General features: G+C 69.2%; 19 protein-coding genes. 14 read left to right on the forward strand and 5 right to left on the reverse strand.

Annotated elements, in window-relative coordinates; genetic code table 11:
- Window positions 1–60 precede the first annotated feature (60 nt).
- The 7 genes from ACFX43_RS24755 to ACFX43_RS24785 all read left to right on the forward strand — a co-directional run bounded on the left by ACFX43_RS24755 (window position 61) and on the right by ACFX43_RS24785 (window position 6577).
- Complete coding sequence (locus ACFX43_RS24755) at window positions 61–1116, forward strand: hypothetical protein (RefSeq protein WP_378836887.1); 1056 nt, start codon at window positions 61–63, stop codon at window positions 1114–1116.
- Between the two features lie 78 nt (window positions 1117–1194).
- Window positions 1195–3042, forward strand: coding sequence for a dihydroxy-acid dehydratase (gene ilvD / locus ACFX43_RS24760; RefSeq protein ID WP_378836891.1), 1848 nt, complete (start codon window positions 1195–1197; stop codon window positions 3040–3042).
- Between the two features lie 6 nt (window positions 3043–3048).
- A complete protein-coding gene (locus ACFX43_RS24765) occupies window positions 3049–3612 on the forward strand; it encodes a pyridoxamine 5'-phosphate oxidase family protein (RefSeq protein WP_378836896.1) in 564 nt (187 codons plus the stop codon).
- A 91-nt stretch (window positions 3613–3703) separates the two neighbouring features.
- Window positions 3704–4945, forward strand: coding sequence for an MFS transporter (locus tag ACFX43_RS24770; protein ID WP_378836907.1), 1242 nt, complete (start codon window positions 3704–3706; stop codon window positions 4943–4945).
- Between the two features lie 48 nt (window positions 4946–4993).
- Entirely contained in the window at window positions 4994–5689 is a 696-nt protein-coding gene (locus ACFX43_RS24775; RefSeq protein ID WP_378836917.1) for a GNAT family N-acetyltransferase, read from the forward strand.
- Between the two features lie 113 nt (window positions 5690–5802).
- Window positions 5803–6120 carry an SHOCT domain-containing protein gene (locus ACFX43_RS24780; RefSeq protein ID WP_378836921.1) on the forward strand — a complete coding sequence of 106 codons (318 nt, stop codon included), beginning with the start codon at window positions 5803–5805 and terminating at the stop codon, window positions 6118–6120.
- A gap of 46 nt (window positions 6121–6166) precedes the next feature.
- Window positions 6167–6577: a VOC family protein gene (locus ACFX43_RS24785; protein ID WP_378836926.1), complete on the forward strand. Its 411-nt coding sequence runs from the start codon at window positions 6167–6169 to the stop codon at window positions 6575–6577.
- A gap of 10 nt (window positions 6578–6587) precedes the next feature.
- Here ACFX43_RS24785 and ACFX43_RS24790 read toward each other — a convergent pair whose 3' ends face one another.
- Window positions 6588–7925 carry an ABC1 kinase family protein gene (locus ACFX43_RS24790; protein WP_378836930.1) on the reverse strand — a complete coding sequence of 446 codons (1338 nt, stop codon included), beginning with the start codon at window positions 7923–7925 and terminating at the stop codon, window positions 6588–6590.
- Between the two features lie 54 nt (window positions 7926–7979).
- Here ACFX43_RS24790 and ACFX43_RS24795 point away from each other — a divergent pair, with 54 nt between their 5' ends.
- Window positions 7980–10100 carry a prolyl oligopeptidase family protein gene (locus tag ACFX43_RS24795; protein WP_378836935.1) on the forward strand — a complete coding sequence of 707 codons (2121 nt, stop codon included), beginning with the start codon at window positions 7980–7982 and terminating at the stop codon, window positions 10098–10100.
- On the opposite strand, the gene ACFX43_RS24800 is transcribed toward ACFX43_RS24795, so the two are convergent.
- Entirely contained in the window at window positions 10041–10565 is a 525-nt protein-coding gene (locus ACFX43_RS24800; RefSeq protein ID WP_378836944.1) for a nitroreductase/quinone reductase family protein, read from the reverse strand. The two genes, ACFX43_RS24795 and ACFX43_RS24800, sit on opposite strands and share 60 nt — an antisense overlap.
- A gap of 377 nt (window positions 10566–10942) precedes the next feature.
- On the opposite strand from ACFX43_RS24800, the gene ACFX43_RS24805 reads away from it, so the two are divergent.
- The 3 genes from ACFX43_RS24805 to ilvC are packed head-to-tail and all read left to right on the forward strand — an operon-like array spanning window position 10943 to window position 14318.
- A complete protein-coding gene (locus ACFX43_RS24805) occupies window positions 10943–12694 on the forward strand; it encodes an acetolactate synthase large subunit (RefSeq protein WP_378836949.1) in 1752 nt (583 codons plus the stop codon).
- Window positions 12694–13257 carry an acetolactate synthase small subunit gene (ilvN, locus tag ACFX43_RS24810; protein ID WP_141792540.1) on the forward strand — a complete coding sequence of 188 codons (564 nt, stop codon included), beginning with the start codon at window positions 12694–12696 and terminating at the stop codon, window positions 13255–13257. Before ACFX43_RS24805 ends, ilvN begins: the two co-directional genes overlap by 1 nt.
- Before the next feature lie 35 nt (window positions 13258–13292).
- Window positions 13293–14318, forward strand: coding sequence for a ketol-acid reductoisomerase (ilvC, locus tag ACFX43_RS24815; protein WP_378836956.1), 1026 nt, complete (start codon window positions 13293–13295; stop codon window positions 14316–14318).
- A gap of 89 nt (window positions 14319–14407) precedes the next feature.
- On the opposite strand, the gene ACFX43_RS24820 is transcribed toward ilvC, so the two are convergent.
- Together ACFX43_RS24820 and ACFX43_RS24825 are read right to left on the reverse strand one after the other, a co-directional pair.
- Entirely contained in the window at window positions 14408–15223 is an 816-nt protein-coding gene (locus ACFX43_RS24820) for an ABC transporter permease (protein WP_378836962.1), read from the reverse strand.
- Window positions 15220–16137: an ABC transporter ATP-binding protein gene (locus ACFX43_RS24825; protein ID WP_378836968.1), complete on the reverse strand. Its 918-nt coding sequence runs from the start codon at window positions 16135–16137 to the stop codon at window positions 15220–15222. The genes ACFX43_RS24820 and ACFX43_RS24825 overlap by 4 nt, the downstream gene beginning before the upstream one ends.
- 148 nt (window positions 16138–16285) lie before the next feature.
- Here ACFX43_RS24825 and ACFX43_RS24830 point away from each other — a divergent pair, with 148 nt between their 5' ends.
- Window positions 16286–16981: a DsbA family oxidoreductase gene (locus tag ACFX43_RS24830; RefSeq protein WP_378836971.1), complete on the forward strand. Its 696-nt coding sequence runs from the start codon at window positions 16286–16288 to the stop codon at window positions 16979–16981.
- 19 nt (window positions 16982–17000) lie between these two features.
- Here the strand turns inward: ACFX43_RS24830 and ACFX43_RS24835 are convergent, their stop codons facing one another.
- The gene (locus ACFX43_RS24835) at window positions 17001–17570 is read right to left on the reverse strand and encodes a class I SAM-dependent methyltransferase (RefSeq protein WP_355021027.1); all 570 of its coding nucleotides are present in this window, start codon (window positions 17568–17570) and stop codon (window positions 17001–17003) included.
- Between the two features lie 266 nt (window positions 17571–17836).
- Here ACFX43_RS24835 and ACFX43_RS24840 point away from each other — a divergent pair, with 266 nt between their 5' ends.
- Window positions 17837–18007, forward strand: coding sequence for a hypothetical protein (locus ACFX43_RS24840; protein ID WP_355230687.1), 171 nt, complete (start codon window positions 17837–17839; stop codon window positions 18005–18007).
- Between the two features lie 9 nt (window positions 18008–18016).
- On the forward strand, window positions 18017–19072 hold the full coding sequence (locus tag ACFX43_RS24845) for a 3-isopropylmalate dehydrogenase (RefSeq protein WP_378836979.1): 1056 nt from the start codon (window positions 18017–18019) through the stop codon (window positions 19070–19072).
- Window positions 19073–19148: the final 76 nt, after the last annotated feature.

Raw genomic sequence — 19148 nt, forward strand, 5'->3', positions numbered from 1 at the left:
TCATGGTCTTCACATGGGCCCAGCCATTTCGAGGGCCATCATGCTCGATATCGTCACGGCATGTCTGATGCTCTCGAGGTGGCGGCCGAGGTTCTCGGAGTGGACCGGGTAGAGCAGGTGGCAGAGCTCGGCGGAAGCCGTCGGAGTGTCGTACGCAGGGTGCGATCGGGGGCGCGCACCTTCATCGTCAAGGAGTACCTCCAGCCGGACGAGATGACGTGGTCGCGTGAGGCCGCCGGGTTGAAGGCCGCCGCCGGGGTCCGTGCGCCGCGGCTCATCGGGCTCAGCGCAGATCCGGCCGTGGTGGTGATGTCCGACCTCGGTTCGGGACCCAGCGTCGCCGACGCGCTCCTGGGTTCTGAGCCTGGCCTGGGACGTGACCAGATCCTGGCTTGGGCACAGGCGATCGGTGAGCTCCAGGCACACACGGCGGACCGGCTGGACGTCTTTCGAGAGGCGCTGGCCGATGGCGTACGAACCGACGTCACAGTGGGCCAGGTCGAGAACCTCGGCAGCACCCTCCGGACACTCTGCGTGGCGAACGGACTGCCGTGGGTCGAGACCGTTCCGGATGCGATTCAGGAGATGGTCGCCCCGCTGCGTACGGGCTCTGATCTGGCGTTGACTCCCAGCGATCCCTGCCCGGACAACAACCTGAACGGCCCGGACGGACTGTTGCTGCTGGACTTCGAGCACGCCGAGATCCGACACCGTGCTTGGGAGGCGGCCTACCTAAGAGTGCCTTGGCCGTCGTGCTGGTGCGCGTGGCAGGTTCCCGACGGCGTGTCTGCGCTGGCTCTGAAGGCATATCTCGATGCGGCGTACGGCAGTGATGGTCCTCCTGTGACGTTCGAGGCTGACCTGGATGCGGCGACGCTGCTGTGGTGCATCCTCTCGGTGAGTTGGTTCCTTCCCGCCGCACTCGACGCGAACAGCGCCCACAACGCAGATGACGATCGGATGCCTGGGCGGTGGACGTTGATCCTCGCCCGTCTCACTCTTGCCGCCCGCGTCTCCGGCTCGGAGTCCGTGACGACTTGGGCGGAGTCTCTGAGAGCAGCGCTTCTCGCGCGATGGGGATATCGCGCCCTTCCCCTGGCGCCAGCGTTCCGCTGACTGCCGGAGGCGGTAGGACGCCGTCCAGCGCGTGGCGCTGTGTAAGAACACCCGTGTCAACGGGTCTAGCCTTCTGCTATGCCCACTCTTCGCTCCGCAACCTCGACCTCGGGCCGCAACATGGCGGGTGCCCGCGCGCTGTGGCGCGCCACCGGCATGACCGATGACGACTTCGGCAAGCCGATCATCGCGATCGCCAACTCGTTCACCGAGTTCGTGCCCGGCCATGTCCACCTCCGTGACCTCGGCAAGATCGTCGCCGAGAAGATCCAGGAGGCCGGGGGAGTAGCGAAGGAGTTCAACACGATCGCCGTCGACGACGGCATCGCGATGGGCCACGCCGGGATGCTCTACTCGCTGCCGAGCCGCGAGCTGATCGCGGACGCGGTCGAATACATGGTCGAGGCGCACCGCGCCGACGCGATCGTGTGCATCTCCAACTGCGACAAGATCACCCCCGGGATGCTGCTCGCCAGCCTGCGCCTCAACATCCCCGTCGTCTTCGTCTCCGGCGGCCCGATGGAGGCCGGCAAGACGGTCGCCGTCGAGGGCCTGGTCCACGACAAGCTCGACCTGGTCGACGCGATGGTGCTCTCGGTCAACGAGGCGGTCAGCGACGAGCTGCTCGACACCGTCGAGCGCTCCGCTTGTCCGACCTGCGGCTCCTGTAGCGGCATGTTCACCGCCAACTCGATGAACTGCCTCACCGAGGCCATCGGCCTCAGCCTGCCGGGCAACGGGTCGACCCTGGCCACCCACGCGAAGCGCCGCGCGCTCTTCGAGGAGGCGGGACGTACGATCGTCGAGCTGTGCCGCCGCTATTACGAGGAGGGCGACGAGTCCGTCCTGCCACGGAACATCGCCAGCCGCAGCGCCTTCGAGAACGCGGTCGCCCTCGACGTGGCCATGGGCGGCTCGACCAACACCGTGCTGCACCTGCTCGCGGCCGCGCGTGAGGCCGAGCTCGACTTCAACGTGCACGACATCGACGCGATCTCGCGTCGGGTGCCGTGCCTGAGCAAGGTCGCGCCCAACAGCCCGAAGTACCACATGGAGGACGTCCACCGCGCCGGCGGCATCCCGGCCCTGCTCGGCGAGCTGCGCCGCGGTGGCGCGCTCAACGAGGACGTCCACACCATCCACTCCGACACCATCGACGAGTGGCTGGGCACCTGGGACATCCGCGCCGAGAACCCCAGCCAGGAGGCGCTCGACCTCTTCCTCGCCGCGCCGGGCGGGGTGCGTACGACCGAGGCGTTCTCCACCGAGAACCTCTGGGCGAGCTTGGACACCGATGCCGCCGAGGGCTGCATCCGCGACTTCGAGCACGCCTATTCCGAAGACGGCGGACTGGCGATCCTGTCGGGCAACATCGCCCCCGACGGCTGCGTCGTGAAGACCGCGGGTGTTCCCGACGACTGCCTGACTTTCACCGGCACCGCGATCGTCTTCGAGTCCCAGGACGCCGCGGTCGAGGGCATCCTCGCCAAGAAGGTCGAGGCCGGCCACGTCGTGGTGATCCGCTACGAGGGCCCGAAGGGCGGGCCGGGCATGCAGGAGATGCTCTACCCGACCTCGTTCCTCAAGGGCCGCGGTCTGGGCCAGAAGTGCGCGCTGATCACCGACGGCCGTTTCTCCGGCGGCACCAGCGGCCTCTCGATCGGCCACGTCTCCCCGGAGGCGGCCGGCGGCGGTCTGATCGCCCTGGTCGAGGACGGCGACCAGATCTCCATCGACATCCCGAACCGCTCGATCTCCCTCGACGTCGACGGCCTCGTCCTCGACCAGCGTCGCGCCGCTCAGGAGAAGCGGGACAAGCCCTACACCCCGGCCAACCGGGACCGGAAGGTCTCCGCGGCGCTGCGGGCGTACGCCTCGATGGCCACCTCCGCCTCCGACGGCGCCTACCGCCTCGTGCCCGAGTAAACGGGCGTGGGAAAGGTTCATGCCCGCGTCGAGGGCCGGCTGCGGGAGTTCGTCGATCGCCAGGTCGTCTTCTTCGTAGCCACCGCAGCGCTCTCCGAGGAGGGCCACGTCAACCTGTCGCCGCGGGGGATCCCGGGCACCTTCGGGATGCTCGACGAGCTCACCTTCGCGTGGGTCGACGGCACCGGGAGCGGCAGCGAGACGATCGCGCACCTGCGTGAGAACGGCCGGATCACGGTGATGTTCTGTGCCTTCGACGGGGCGCCGAACATCGTCCGCTTCCACGGGCGTGGCCGGGTCGTGACCCGCTACGACGAGGAGTACGCCGACCTGGCCGGTCGCTTCACGGACCTTCCCGGTGCCCGGGCGGTCGTCGTCGTGGACATCGAGCGGGTCTCGGACTCCTGTGGCTTCGCCGTCCCGCTGATGTCGTACGTCGGCGAGCGCGACCTGCTCCCGGCGTACTTCGAGCGCAAGGGGGTCGAGGGGTCGGCCGAGTATCGGCGCCGGAAGAACCTCGCCAGTCTCGACGGGCTCCCGGCGTTCGACTTCGACCCGGAACCTGAATAGCCGTCTTCGCGACTGTCGAAACCGGCGGCAACCGTTCGTGGCATGGGTGAGGGGCCGACACGGCGGCCCACCTGATGCGGGAGTGGTTGCGATGTCGGATCAGAAGTCGGATCGATGGAAGCGGAATCTGCTGGTCTTCCTCGGCGGCCAGACGGTGTCGTCGTTGGGATCGATGATCGTCGGGTACGCGGTGATGTGGCACCTCACCGTCGAGACCGGATCGGCCGCGGTGCTGACCCTGAGCGTCGCGGCCGGGATGCTGCCGCAGGCGGTCGTGTCGGTCTTCGGCGGCGTATGGGCCGACCGGCACTCGCGCAAGCTGTTGATCGTCGGGGCCGACTCGGCGATCGCGGTGGCGACCTTGGTGCTCGCGCTGCTGATGCTGAGCGGCGTCGGTGACCTGTGGATGATCTTCGTCGCGATGGCGGTCCGCTCGGCGCTGGCCGGGATCCAGGGGCCGGCGGTCAACGCCATGCTCCCGCAGATCGTCCCGGCCGAGCACCTGATGCGGGTCAACGGCGCCCAGCAGACGATCCAGTCGGGGATGATGCTGTTCGCGCCCGCGGTCGCCGCCGCGGTCTACGCGAGCACCGGCATCGTCGCGGTCTTCTTCATCGACGTGGTGACGGCCGTGGCCGGCGTACTCCTGCTGCTTCTGGTGCCGGTGGCGCGGATGGTCCGCTCGCCAGGCTCGTCAGGACCGGTGAGCTACTTCGGTGACCTCCTCGCCGGGGTGCGGTACGTCAAGGGGAACGCCTCCGTGCGCTGGGTGATGGGGCTCGTGGCCGTCGTCATGTTCATGGCCGGCGCCCCGGCGCACCTCACGCCGCTGATGATCACGCGCAGCTTCGGCGACGAGGTCTGGATGCTGAGCGTCAACGAGCTGTTCTGGAGCGTCGGGATGGTCCTCGGCGGCGCGATGATGGCCGTCTTCGGGCCCCGGGTGAAGCGCCGGGTGCGGCTGATGGTGGCCGCCTCGGTCGGTGTCGGGGTGCTCGTCATCGGTCTGGGCGTCTCGACCGACTTCTGGATGTTCTCGGTCGCCGGCCTGGTGATCTGCATCCTCTTCCAGACGCTGCTGGTGCCCGCCGCGACGGTCCTGCAGGAGCAGGTCGAGGATTCGATGCGCGGCCGGGTGTTCGGGTTCTACGGGATCGTGATGTCGGTGTCGATGCCGGTCTCGATGATCGTCTTCGGGCCGCTCGCGGACAGGTTCGCGGTGGAGTCGGTGATGGTCCTCGCAGGCGTGCTGCTCCTGGGCTGCCTGGTCGGGATGCTCGCCCTCGGCAGCGCTCGGCGCTCGCTCGCCACGGTGGACGCGGCCGCTTCCTGAGCGCAGCCTCCTGAGGAACGGTCACGGCGGTCGGAGACAATGACCGCCGTGACCGATTTCTCCTATCCCGTGGGCAGCGTCGTCGAAGCCTGGGAGCCGCGGCCGTGGCCCGAGCCGGTGACCCTCGAGGGGAGCTACGTCCGGGTCGCGCCGCTCTCGTCGGCGCAGTACTCGGACCTCTACGCCGCGGTCTGCGGCCCCGACGATGCCGACCTGTGGACCTACCGGCCGATCGCGATGCCGACCTCGCTGCAGGACCTGTGGATGCACCTGGCCGGGCTCGTCGACGCGGCCGACGTCGTGCCGTTCGCGTTCGCCCCGTTGGAGGGGGAGCGGGAGGGCAGGGCGAGCGGGGTCGCGGGCTACCACGCGATCAACCCGGCGAACGGGAGCATCGAGGTGGGCGGGGTGCTCTTCGGGTCCGCGTTGGCCCGCACCAGGGCGGCGACCGAGGCGATCCACCTGCTCATGCGGCACGCGTTCGACACGCTGGGCTACCGGCGCTTCGAGTGGAAGCTCGACTCGCTCAACGAACCGTCCCGGCGGGCCGCGGAGCGGCTCGGGTTCAGCTACGAGGGCCGGTTCCGCAGCCACATGGTGGTGAAGGGCCGCAACCGGGACACCGACTGGTTCTCGGTGACCGCCGAGGAGTGGCCAAAGGTTCGGGAGCGCCACGAGCGCTGGCTCGATCCCGCGAACTTCGACGTGCAGGGGCGCCAGCGCACCCGGCTCCGGGCCGGCTAGGAGCTGCGTACGCACGATTGCGTACGCGGCCCCCGCTCCTGAGCCGATGTGCGGGCGGCTCGCGCGCAGCAGTCTGGAGGGCATCGAGAAGCCCTACAGACAGGACACGAGCAATGAGCATCAACGAGACGGTGGCAACCCTCGCCGTGACCGGCGACAACTGGGGCCCGTGGCGCGAGAACGGGCCATGGCAGGACGGGGGAGGGCCGCCGGCGTTCTGGCCGATCTTCCCGATCCTGTGGTTCCTGGTGATCGCGGCGATCATCACCGCGGTCGTTCTCTTCAACCGCAAGCGGGTGGCCGAAGGGCCGCGGCGTGCGGGCGAGGCGAGGCTCGCCGAGAGGTACGCCGCGGGCGAGATCGACGAGAACGAGTACCGCGCTCGCCGTGACGTCCTGCGTGAGAAGCCGGGCCGGCCCAAGGAAGCCTGACAGTGGAGGCCTGACGCCCTCGCTGGTCCATGGCAGTGTGGCTGCCATGGACCAGCGCATCAGCTTCATCACCCTGGCCGTCGCCGACGTGGCGGCGAGCCGTGCGTTCTATGTCGACGGCCTCGGCTGGACTCCCGAGATGGAGGCGGACGGCGTGCTCATGATCCGCGTCGGTGGGCACGTCATCCTCTCGCTGTGGGACCGGGGCGAGTTCGAGGAGGAGGTCGGCACGATCGCCGTCGCCGACGGCGTGGCGCCGTTCACCCTGGCTCACAACGTCGCCACCCGCGAGGAGGTCGACGGCGTCCTCGAGCTCGCCCGGTCGCTCGGGCGGCACGCTTCGGCCGCCGAGGAGCGGGTCTGGGGCGGCTACACCGGCTACTTCGCCGACCCCGACGGCGTGCGCTGGGAGATCGCCTACAACCCCGGCCCGGTGGGGCAGACCGTGCTGCCCTGACCGCGGACCCTCAGTCCGCGAACCCGGGCAGGTACTCCTCGAGGATCTCCCGGAACGGCGCCTCCGCGTTGAGCTGCGCCAGCACCCCGAGACCACCGAGCCAGACCCGGTGGATGAGCAGGTAGGACGGCGGCAGGTTGAGCTTGAGGCCGACCGTGTAGGCGGGATCCTTGGGGTCGTTGATCCGCTTGAACTCCTCGCGCATCCACTCCCGGGTGAACCGGAAGCGCTCCTCCAGCGCCGGGGTCACGAACGGCGCCAGGTAGTCGAGCACGTGCTGCGGCTCGACCTTGATGCCCTCGCGGATGAAGCCCACCTCGCGCAGGCCTGCGACCAGGGCGTCCGCGTCGCCGGTCGCGGCGATCCGGATCAGCCGCCCCATCGGCTCGGGGAAGCCCCGCTCCGGGAGCCGCGCGGCGAGCCCGAAGTCGAGCACGGCCATGCGGCCGTCGGGAAGGACCCGGAAGTTGCCCGGATGCGGGTCGGCGTGAAGCATCCCGGTCAGCCCGGGCGCGGAGAACCAGAACCGGGCGAGCAGCTCGCCGTAGTGGTCGCGCTCCTCGGGAGTGCCCTCGGCGATCACCTTCGCGATCGAGCCCTCCGACTCCACCCACTCGGTGACGAGCACGCTCGGCCCGACGGCGACGACGTCGGGGACGTCGATGAGGGGGTGGGATGCGTAAGCCTCGGCGAAGACGTGCTGGGCCTCGGCCTCCTTCGGGTAGTCGAGCTCCTCGACGACCCGCTCCTGCAGCTCGGCGACCAGCGCCTTGACGTCCATCCCGGGAACCACCGCGTTGCCGATCGCCGCCACCCGGCCGATCTGGCGCAGGTCGGCGCGCAGCGCCTCATCGGCGCCCGGATACTGCACCTTCACCGCGACCTCGCGACCGTCGGCCCACCGGCCCCGGTGCACCTGCCCGATCGAGGCAGAGGCGGCCGGCTCCTCGGACAGCTCGACCAGCTTCGAGGCCCAGTCCGGTCCGAGGTCGCGGGCTAGCAGGCCGCGTACGATCCCGGTCGGCATCGGGGGAGCGGAGTCCTGGAGCCGGGTGAGCTGGGCGCGGTAGTGGGCCGCCTGCGACTCCGGCAGCGCCGCCTCCATCACCGAGAGCATCTGCCCGAACTTCATCGCGCCGCCCTTGAGCTCGCCCAGGGTGCGGAACAGCTGGTCGGCCGTACGCTGGTGCACATCGGCCAGCACCGCCTCGGCGGGCTTGCCCCCGATCCGCTTCCCGAGCCCGAGCGCCTTCCGTCCGGCGTACCCCATCGGCAGTGCGGCCAGCTTCGCCGTCCGTGTCGCCGCTCGCCGCGGCAGACCCTTCGACGACCCCTCCGCGTCACTCATGAGGCTAGTGTGCCTGTCGGCTGCAACTTGCACATCGCGAAGTAGCCTTCCCGCATGACCTCTGAGCTGACGATCGTGACCCCGCTCGACCCCTCCGGGGAGGACCCGTTCGGCTGGTTGGAGGAGGTCGAAGGGGTCGAGGCGCTGGCCTGGGTCCGGGCCCGCAACGAGGAGGCTCACGCGAGCGTCGGCGCCGATCCCGTCTTCGCCAAGATCGAGGCGCAGATCCTCGAGGTGCTCGACTCCGACGACCGGGTGCCCGAGGTCTCGCGCCTCGGCGAGCATCTCTACAACTTCTGGCGCGACGCCGACCACGAGCGCGGCGTCTGGCGGCGCACGACGCCGGAGTCCTACCGCACCGAGGACCCCGAGTGGGAGATCCTGCTCGACCTCGACGCGCTCGCCGAGGAGGAGGGCGAGAGCTGGGTCTGGCACGGCGCCTCGGTGCTCCGGCCCGAGGCCGGCGAGCCGTGGCGCAAGGTGCTCGTCGACCTCTCCCCGGGCGGCTCCGACGCCGACGTGACGAGGGAGTTCGACCTGGTCACCAAGGCTTTCGTGAGCCCTGCCGACGGGGGCTTCACCCGCGCCGTCGAGCAGGGCGGCGCCAAGGGCGCGCTCTCCTGGTGCGGACCCGACGCGGTCTACGTCTACACCGACTTCGGCCCGGGCTCACTGACCCCGAGCGGCTACCCGCGGATCGTGAAGCTGTGGCGCCGTGGCACCCCGTTCGAGGACGCGGCGGTGGTCTACGAGGGCACCGACGAGGACATGTACATCTCCGCCCGCCGCATCCACACCCCCGGCTTCGAGCGCGACCTGGTCAGCCGCTCGATCGCGTTCTACAAGTCCGAGACCTACGTCGCCACCGATCCCGGCACCCCCGAGCAGACCCTCACCAAGCTCGACATCCCCGACTCCGCCGAGGCCGGCTTCCACCGCGAGTGGCTCGTCATCGAGCTCCGCGACGAGTGGACGGTTGCCGGGACGTCGTACGCCGCCGGCTCGCTGCTCGTGACCGACGCGGAGCGGTTCCTGGCCGGTGAGCGCGACCTCACCGTGCTCTTCGAGCCCACTCCCCAGACCTCGCTCGCCGGGGCGACCTGGACCCGCAACCACCTCGTCCTCAACGTGTTCGAGGACGTCAAGAACCGGCTCCATGTGATGACGCCGTCGGCGACGGGGGAGTGGACGCGCTCGGACTTCCCCGCGACAGACCCGGTGGCCGCGGTCGGCACTCGTGCCGTCGACGCGGTCGAGTCCGACGAGGTCTGGGTCGTCTCCAGCGGCTACCTGACCCCGGCGACATACGGGCTGACCGAGATCGGCGCGGAGACGATCGAGCCGCTCAAGTCGGCGCCGGCCTGGTTCGACACCGAGGGGCTCCGCGCCGAGCAGCGCTTCGCGACCTCGGCGGACGGCACCCGGATCCCCTACTTCATCGTCGGTGCCGTTGCCGCCCTCGACGGCGGCAACGGTCCGGCCCCGACGCTGCTCTACGGCTACGGCGGCTTCGAGATCCCGATGACGCCGGGCTACTCCGCCGGTGTCGGCCGGTCCTGGCTCAGCGAGGGCGGCGTCTACGTCGTCGCCAACATCCGCGGGGGAGGGGAGTACGGTCCAGCCTGGCACCAGGCGGCGCTGAAGGAGAACCGGCACAAGGCGTACGAGGACTTCGCCGCCGTCGCCCGTCACCTCGTCGAGACCGGTGTGACCGACGCCCAGCACCTCGGGATCCAGGGCGGCTCCAACGGCGGGCTGCTGACCGGCAACATGCTCACCCTCTACCCCGAGCTGTTCGGAGCGGTCGTGATCCAGGTGCCGCTGCTGGACATGAAGCGCTACTCGCATCTTCTCGCCGGAGCCAGCTGGATGGCCGAGTACGGCGACCCGGACGTGCCGGAGGAGTGGGAGTACATCAGGACCTTCTCGCCCTACCACCTGCTCGACGGCGCCAGGACCTACCCGCCCGTCCTGCTCACCACGTCCACGAAGGACGACCGGGTCCACCCCGGCCATGCCCGCAAGATGGCCGCGCTCCTGGCCGCCACCGGCAAGGACGTCACCTACTACGAGAACATCGAGGGCGGACACGGCGGCGCCGCCAACAACGCCCAGTCAGCCCACCTCTCGGCCTTCGCCTGGTCCTTCCTCCGCGAGCGTCTCGGACTCGGCTGAGAGCTCGAGGACCACGACCGGGGTGGGGTGCGAGCGGCGGGCGGCGAAGTCGTCCAGCTCGCCCCACCCGTCATCGGTGGCGGCGAGCAGGTCCCACAGCCGCTCCCGGTCGGGCCCGGTGGCCTCGCGGGCACGCACCCGCTGCCGGCCGTCGACGGTCTCGACGACGGCATCGGGGTGGGCCAGCAGGTTGAGCCACCAGGCGGGTGCCGGGTCGGCCCAGCCGTTCATCGCCAGCGTGACGTAGCTGGACCCGTCGGGGATGTAGGACACGATCACCGAGCGCTCCTGCCCGGTGCGGCGCCCGACCGTGGTCAGCCGGAGCATGCCGGCTCGGTCGGGGCGCGGGCGGCGCAGGAAGCGCGCCCCGCCCGCGGCGTACAGGCGGCGGTGGATCCACCACGCGCTGCGGATGAACCAGCGGGGCGGCAGCCATCCTGATCTGGGTTTCTCGTCGGTCGACATCGGTGCCTCCATGGGGCAGTCGGACCCGAGAACCACGTGTCCGGCCAGCGTATCGACCGTCGCGGGCCGGTCGCCTCGGTGAGAACCCTGAGATCCGCCCCAACCGAACGACTGACAGATACTGGGACGGTGATCTCAGATCATGGGACGCGCGATAGGGTGAGGTGACACGGCGCGACACATGGGGTTAACGTGTGGGCATGCTGAACAGCATTCTCGTACTTATCAGGCGCGTCGCCTAGGAGCCACTGGCCCCAGACGACGCGTCTCCCTCCGTTGCCCGCCGGGCCGGAGGGTTTTTTGTTGCACAAGCAACCCGTGCACAAGCAGCCCACGAGATCCCATGAGAAGAAGCTCCGATGAGTAGGACGGCGGACATGAGCGAGCAGATGACAGGCGCACAGAGCCTGATCAAGTCGCTGGAAGCAGCGGGGGCCGAGAACATCTTCGGCATTCCGGGAGGAGCGATCCTTCCGGCGTACGACCCGCTGATGGACTCGAAGATCCGCCACATCCTCGTACGTCACGAGCAGGGCGCCGGCCACGCCGCCCAGGGCTACGCCGCCGCGACCGGCAAGGTCGGGGTCTGCATGGCCACCAGCGGCCCGGGCGCGACCAACCTGGTCACCCCGCTCGCCGACGCCAACATGGACTCCGTGCCGATGGTGGCCATCACCGGCCAGGTCGGCGCGGCGATGATCGGCACCGACGCCTTCCAGGAGGCGGACATCCGCGGCATCACGATGCCGGTCACCAAGCACAGCTTCCTCATCACCGACCCCGCGGAGATCCCGCTGCGGGTCGCTGAGGCCTTCCACCTCGCCTCCTCCGGGAGGCCGGGTCCGGTCCTCGTCGACGTCACCAAGTCGGCGTTGCAGGCCACCACCACCTACCGGTGGCCGACCGAGCTCCACCTGCCGGGCTACCGCCCGGTGACCAGGCCGCACGCCAAGCAGATCCGCGAGGCGGCGCGCCTGATGCTGGAGGCCAAGAAGCCGGTCCTGTACGTCGGTGGCGGCACCATCCGCTCCGGCGCTCACCGCGAGCTGCTGCAGCTGGCCACGCTCACCGGGATCCCGGTCGTGACCACCCTGATGGCGCGGGGCGCCTTCCCCGACTCCCACCCGCAGCACCTCGGCATGCCGGGCATGCACGGCACCGTCCCCGCCGTCGCCGGACTGCAGAAGTCGGACCTGATCATCAGCCTCGGCGCCCGCTTCGACGACCGCGTCACCGGCAACCTGGACTCCTTCGCCCCCAACGCCAAGGTGATCCACGCCGACATCGACCCGGCCGAGATCGGCAAGAACCGCTACGCCGACGTCCCGATCGTGGGTGACGTGCGTGAGGTCCTCACCGACCTGATCGCGGTGCTCACCGCCGAGAAGGAAGCTGGCAAGGAGGGCGACTACGAGGGTTGGGTCGCGTTCATGGCCGGGATCAAGAAGGCGTACCCGCTCGGCTACGACCTCCCCGCCGAGGGCCTCTCGCCGCAGTACGTCATCGAGCGGCTCGGCAAGATCTCCGGCGAGGAGACGATCTTCACCGCCGGTGTCGGCCAGCACCAGATGTGGGCCGCGCAGTTCATCGGCTACGAGCACCCCAACACCTGGATCAACTCCGGCGGTCTCGGCACGATGGGCTACTCCGTGCCGGCCGCGATGGGCGCGAAGGTCGGCTGCCCGAACTCCACGGTGTGGTCGATCGACGGCGACGGCTGCTTCCAGATGACCAACCAGGAGCTGGCCACCTGCGCGATCGAGGGCATCCCGATCAAGGTCGCGATCATCAACAATGACAACCTCGGCATGGTGCGCCAGTGGCAGACGCTCTTCTACGGCGAGCGCTACTCCAACACCAACCTGCAGTCCCACGGCCAGCCCAAGCGCATCCCTGACTTCCCCAAGCTGGCCGAGGCCATGGGCTGCGTCGGCCTGGCCTGCGACTCCGCCGACGACGTCGACGCCACCATCGAGAAGGCCATGGAGATCAACGACATGCCCGTCGTCGTCGACTTCCGGGTCAACAAGGACGCCATGGTGTGGCCGATGGTCGCCGCCGGCTCCTCCAACGACGAGATCCAGTACGCGCGCGACCTCGCGCCCGAGTTCGACGAGGACGACCTCTGATGAGCATCCAGCCCGTGAAGACCGGGGGCAAGCACACGCTGAGCGTCCTGGTCGAGAACAAGCCCGGCGTCCTGGCCCGCGTGGCCGCGCTCTTCTCGCGCCGCGGCTTCAACATCGAATCCCTTGCGGTGGGGCCGACCGAGCACGACGAGCTCTCCCGCATGACGGTCGTGGTCAATCTCGAGAACACCCCCCTCGAGCAGGTCACCAAGCAGCTCAACAAGCTGGTCGAGGTGATCAAGATCGTCGAGCTCGAGCCTGAGACGCGCGTTCAGCGCGCCCTCATGCTGGTCAAGATCACCGCCACCACGGAGACCCGCAGCCAGGTGCTCGACACCATCCAGCTCTTCCGGGCAAAGGTCGTCGACGTGTCCACCGACACCGTCATCGTGCAGCTCGCCGGCAACACCGGGAAGCTCAACGACTTCCTCCGGGTCATCGAGCCCTTCGGCATCCGTGAGCTTTCCCAGTCCGGCATGGTCGGCATGGGCCGCGGCTCCCGGTCGATCTCCGAGCGCAGCCTGCGATCCGTGGCAGTGCCCGCTCCGCCTTCCGCGGTCTGAACCCCAACAAACACAACCTCTAAGGAGAAGCCCTCGTGGCTGAGATTTTCTACGACGACGACGCCGACCTCTCGCTGATCCAGGCGAAGAAGGTTGCCGTCATCGGTTACGGCAGCCAGGGCCACGCCCACGCGCTCAACCTGCGCGACTCCGGTGTGGACGTGCGCATCGGCCTGCAGCCCGGTTCGAAGTCGACCCCCAAGGCCGAGGAGGAGGGCTTCAAGGTCCTCGCGCCGGCCGACGCCGCCGCCGAGGCCGACGTGATCGTCATCCTCGCCCCCGACCAGCACCAGCGTGGTCTCTACAACGACCAGCTCGCGCCCCACGTGACCGCCGGCAAGACCCTCGTCTTCGGCCACGGCTTCAACGTGCGCTTCGGCTACATCAAGGCGCCCGAGGGCGTCGACGTGATCCTGGTCGCCCCGAAGGCCCCGGGCCACACCGTCCGTCGTGAGTACGTCGCCGGCCGCGGTATCCCGGACATCATCGCGGTGGAGCAGGACGCCTCCGGCTCCGCGTGGGACCTCGCGAAGTCGTACGCCAAGGGCATCGGCGGCACCCGCGCCGGTGTCATCAAGACGACCTTCACCGAGGAGACCGAGACCGACCTCTTCGGCGAGCAGGCCGTGCTCTGCGGCGGCGTGTCCCACCTGGTCCAGGCCGGGTTCGAGACGCTGACCGAGGCCGGCTACCAGCCCGAGATCGCCTACTTCGAGGTGCTCCACGAGCTCAAGCTCATCGTGGACCTGATGTGGGAGGGCGGCATCGCCAAGCAGCGCTGGTCGATCTCCGACACCGCCGAGTACGGCGACTACGTCTCCGGCCCGCGCGTCATCGGCCCGCAGGTCAAGGAGACCATGCAGCAGGTGCTCGCCGAGATCCAGGACGGCTCCTTCGCCGCCCGCTTCATCGCCGACCAGGACAACGGTGCGGCTGAGTTCCAGAAGCTGCGCGAGGAGGAGGCCGGTCACCCGATCGAGGCCACCGGCAAGGCCCTGCGCGCCCACTTCTCGTGGAGCCAGTCCGACGACGACTACACCGAAGGCTCAGCCGCCCGCTGACCCGCTGTTCGTCAAACCCAAGCCGAGTCGGCGCGTTCTAACGCGCCGACTCGGCTGGATTTGTGGTCAGCTTGCGCCGACTCGGCGGGTTACTTGACCTCGGACTTCAGCACGAGGCGGAGGCCGACGAGTGTCGGGATCACGAGCCAGATCAGGCTGGCGACCCCCAGCTGCGCCCACATCTTGGCGGTCGTCTCGGAGTAGAGGTTCATGGTCGCCCAGTTGAGGTCGAACCAGTTGGCGTGCTCGGCCCACCAGGTGTTGGTCGACGCCAGGGCCGAGGAGACGGTGGGGAGGACGAGTGAGTAGACGAAGAAGGCGACGATGGCTCCGGGGGAACTGCGGAAGACCATGCCGAGCATGAAGCCCATGAACATCCCGATCTCTTGGACCAGGGTGACTCGCGCGAGCTCGCCGAAGGAGAGGTTCCAGACCGCGTCGAGGTCCAGGACGGCTGCGGCGCCGAGGTAGCCGAGCGCACCGACGACCGCCGCGACCGCGATGGAGACGACGCCGACCACGGCGGTGACCAGCGCCTTCGCGGCGATGACGCGGCCTCGTCCGGGGACCAGGGTGAAGGTGGTCAGGGAAGTGCGGGCGCTCCACTCGCTGGTGACGGCGAGCACCGCGATCATCGGCAGGATCACCGACATCGGGATTCCCCAGGCGGTGGCGAAGCTCTCGTAGTCGAGGTCGCCGGCATCCACGAAGATGATCATCGCGGCCGTCGCGGCCAGGGCGAGCACGACCAGGCTTGCCATCAGCCAGAACCCGGATCGGGTGTCGAACATCTTGCGCAGCTCGATGCCGGCGATGCGACCGAAGGGGATCGGGGCGGGCACGGCCCGCTCGCGGCGTACCGCGGCTGGGGTGGCCGGCTCAGGGGCGAGGGTCGTGGTGGTCACGCTGCTTTCCCTTCCGGGTTCTCGAGGTGGTCGCGCTGGGTCTCGGCGGTGAGCTGGAGGAACATCTCCTCCAAGCCGGTGCCGTCGGCGGCGCGGAGCTCGGTCAGCACGAGCCCGGTGTCGAAGGCGATCTGCCCGACGGTGGCGAGGTCGGCGTCGCTGCGGACGGCGCCCTCGGTGGTGATCTCGGCGGTGTGGCCGGCCCGCTGGAGGGCCCGGCCGAGCGAGGTGGGATCACTTGAACGGGCGTACGTCTCGCCGCTGGCGAGCAGCTCCTGCTTGGTGCCCTGCGCCACGATCCGGCCGTTGCCGATGACCACGATGTCGTCGGCGATCACCTCGATCTCGTGCAGCAGGTGCGAGGAGAGCAGCACGGTGCCGCCGTCGTCGGCGAAGCCTCGCAGCAGGTCGCGCATCCAGCGGATGCCGGCCGGGTCGAGGCCGTTGGCCGGCTCGTCGAGGATGAGCACCTCGGGGTCGCCGATCAGGGCTGTCGCGATGCCGAGCCGCTGCCGCATCCCGAGGGAGTAGTTGCGTACGCGACGCCCGGCCTCCTCCTCGGTCAGGCTCACCCGGTCGAGGGTCTCGGCGACGCTGGACTTCGGCAGCCCCATGGTGCGGGCGGCCAGGGTGAGGATCTCGCGGCCGGTGCGGCCGCCGTGCTGGGCGGAGGCGTCCAGCAGCACCCCGACCTCGCGACCGGGGTTGGGCAGCTGGGAGAAGTGGCGGCCCAGCAGGTGGGCGCTGCCGGAGGACGGATCGGTGAGTCCGACCAGGATGCGCATGGTCGTGGACTTACCGGCGCCGTTGGGGCCGAGGAAGCCGGTCACCCGACCGGGCTCGGCGGTGAAGGTCACGTTGTCGACGGCCGTGAACCTGCCGTACCTCTTGGAGAGGGCATCGATCTGGATCATGCTCCGAGCCTGGTGCCAGGCGCCCCTCGGGCGCGTCGGGCAGATCCCTGGCGGGTGCCTGGACCTTCCCCTGATCTCCCCTGAGACCGCCTCGGGGTAGATCAGTCCGCTGCGGAATGTTTCGTACCGAACGAAACGTTCTGAGGGCATGCGTATTGATGTCTGGTCCGACGTTGTCTGTCCCTGGTGCTACATCGGCAAGCGCCACCTCGAGGAAGCCCTGGAACGCTTCGAGCACAGCGACGACGTCGAGATCGTCTACCACTCCTTCGAGCTCGACCCGAGCGCGCCGCAGGTGCCCGTCGAGACCACGGTCGAGGCCCTGGCGAAGAAGTTCGGGGCCTCAGTCGACCAGGCCCGCGAGATGATGAAGCAGGCCAACGTGCCCGCCGCCGCGGCCGGGCTCGAGTTCCGTCACGAGGACACCCCGCACGCGCGCACCATCGATGCCCACCGGCTGCTCCACCTGGCCAAGGCCGAGGGCAAGCAGGCCGTGCTCAAGGAGGAGCTGCTCGCTGCGTACTTCACCCGCGGTGAGTCGATGGGCGACCACGCCGTCCTGAAGCAGGCCGCGGTGAACGTCGGCCTCGACGCCGGCCGGGTGGACGAGGTGCTCGCGAGCGACGAGTTCGCCGGCGACGTGCAGGCCGACATCGACCAGGCCCGCGCCTACGGCGCGACCGGGGTGCCGTTCTACGTCGTCGAAGGGAAGTACGGCGTCTCCGGCGCCCAGCCGACCGACCTGTTCAGCCAGCTCCTGGAGAAGGTGCACGCCGAGACCAAGACGGCGCTCACCATCGTCGGCGACGGCGACGCCTGCGGTCCCGACGGCTGCGCGATCTGAGCCGCCGGGCCGGAAGGACCTAGCGCTTGGTGGCGAGCAGGACGCTGGTGTCGGCGGCGACCATGACCTCGACGGTGGTGAAGCGCTCGTCGGTGAGCCAGGACTCACGCAGGCTGTCGACCCGGCCGTACACGATCGGCGGCCACAGGTCGGTGGGGATGAGGTCGTCGATGACGACGATGCCGCCCTCCTCGACGAGGTCGGAGAGCTGGTCGGGGGAGACCCCGCCGGGGGTCTCGGCGTCGAGGAAGAGCAGCGCGAACGGGCCGCGGTCGCGCAGGATGCCCCAGTCGGCGGCGATCACCTCGACCTGCGAGTCGTCGGCGAAGATCTCGGCGGCCTCCTTGGCGAGGTGCTCGTCGAGCTCGGCGGAGACGATGTGGGCGGCCTCGCCACGTACGCCGCTTCGCAGCCAGGCGGTGCCGACGCCGCACCCGGTGCCGAACTCCGCCATCGTGCCGCTCCGGGTGGCCGCCAGAGTCGCCAGCAGCCGCCCGGTCTCGTTGCGGCAGAACGACACATAGCCCGCGCGGCGGGAGACATCGAAGGCGCGGGTCACGATGTCGGGAAGCTCTGGGGGTGCACTCACAAGGGCCAGTCTTCCCGATATCGCGTGTGAGCGCGCGCACGGGTGTCTCGGATGGCGGACCATTCGTCCAGATCTGCTCTCTGGAAGCGTCTGCCGGGTTAACGTCAGAACACCATGCGGAGCATTTTTCTCGTACTCGAGTGCCGCGACGGGGCCCGGCGGTAACGACCGCAGGAGAAGCCACCTCGTCGCGGTGGCTTCCGTCTTCTAAAGACCCCGGCTTCTCTCCCACACCCTCTGTTACCCGAAGTGTGAAGGAAGAAGTCATGTACGCGATGTATCCGGAGAGCCCCGCCGATCACAACAAGTGGGGCCGCGAGTGGGGCCCGGCGAGCCACGACCCCGACAACCCGCACAGCGTCGAGAACACCATCGCTGCGGTGCAGCAGGCGCTCGACCTGCGGGACAACGGCGGCCAGCTGCCCGACGACAACTAGTCTCGCCGTATGTCTACGACCAACCTCGCAGTGATCCCCGGCGACGGCATCGGACCGGAGGTGACCGCCGAGGCGCTGAAGGTGCTCGAGATCGCCTCTCCGGTGAAGTTCGAGCAGACCCGCTACGACCTCGGCGCCGAGCGCTATCTCGCCACCGGTGAGGTGCTCCCCGAGTCCGTTCTCGCCGAGATCAAGGAGCAGGACGCCATCCTGCTCGGCGCGATCGGCGGCAAGCCGAACGACCCGAACCTGCCTCCCGGCATCCTGGAGCGCGGGCTGCTGCTCAAGCTCCGTTTCGAGCTCGACCACTATGTCAACCTGCGCCCGTCGCGACTCTTCCCGGGGGCGATCTCCCCGCTGTCGCCGGCCGTGCTCGACAAGGGCGAGATCGACTTCGTCGTGGTGCGCGAGGGCACCGAGGGGCTCTACGTCGGCAACGGTGGCGCGATGCGGGTCGGAACCCCGCACGAGGTCGCCACCGAGACCTCGGTCAACACCGCCTACGGCGTGGAGCGGGTCGTACGCGACGCCTTCGCCCGCGCCCAGGCGCGCCCGCGCAAGAAGCTGACCCTGGTCCACAAGACCAACGTGCTCGTCAACGCCGGCTCGCTGTGGTGGCGGATCACCCAGCAGGTCGCCGAGGAGTTCCCCGACGTCACCGTGGACTACCTCCACATCGACGCGGTGATGATCTTCCTCGCCACCGACCCGGCCCGCTTCGACGTGATCGTCACCGACAACATCTTCGGCGACATCATCACCGACCTCGCCGCTGCCATCACCGGCGGCATCGGCCTGGCCGCCTCCGGCAACATCAACTCCTCCCGGGAGTTCCCCTCGATGTTCGAGCCGGTCCACGGCTCCGCCCCCGACATCGCCGGCCAGCAGAAGGCGGACCCCACCGCGGCCATCCTGTCCGGGGCCCTTCTGCTCGAGCACCTCGGTCACCCCGAGGCTGCCGCCACCATCGACGCCGCCGTGCTCGCCGACCTCTCCGAGCGCGGTTCCGAGCCACGTACGACCTCCGAGGTCGGCGACGCGATCGCCGCCCGCGTAGCCGGCTAGACGCTCATCCCCAAGGGGCCGGGCGCAGAGTTTCTGCGCCCGGCCCTTCGTCTGTCCTCATCACTTACGTCTCTCT

Source organism: Nocardioides sp. YIM B13467 (genome assembly GCF_042788075.1).
Taxonomy (GTDB): Bacteria; Actinomycetota; Actinomycetes; order Propionibacteriales; family Nocardioidaceae; genus Nocardioides.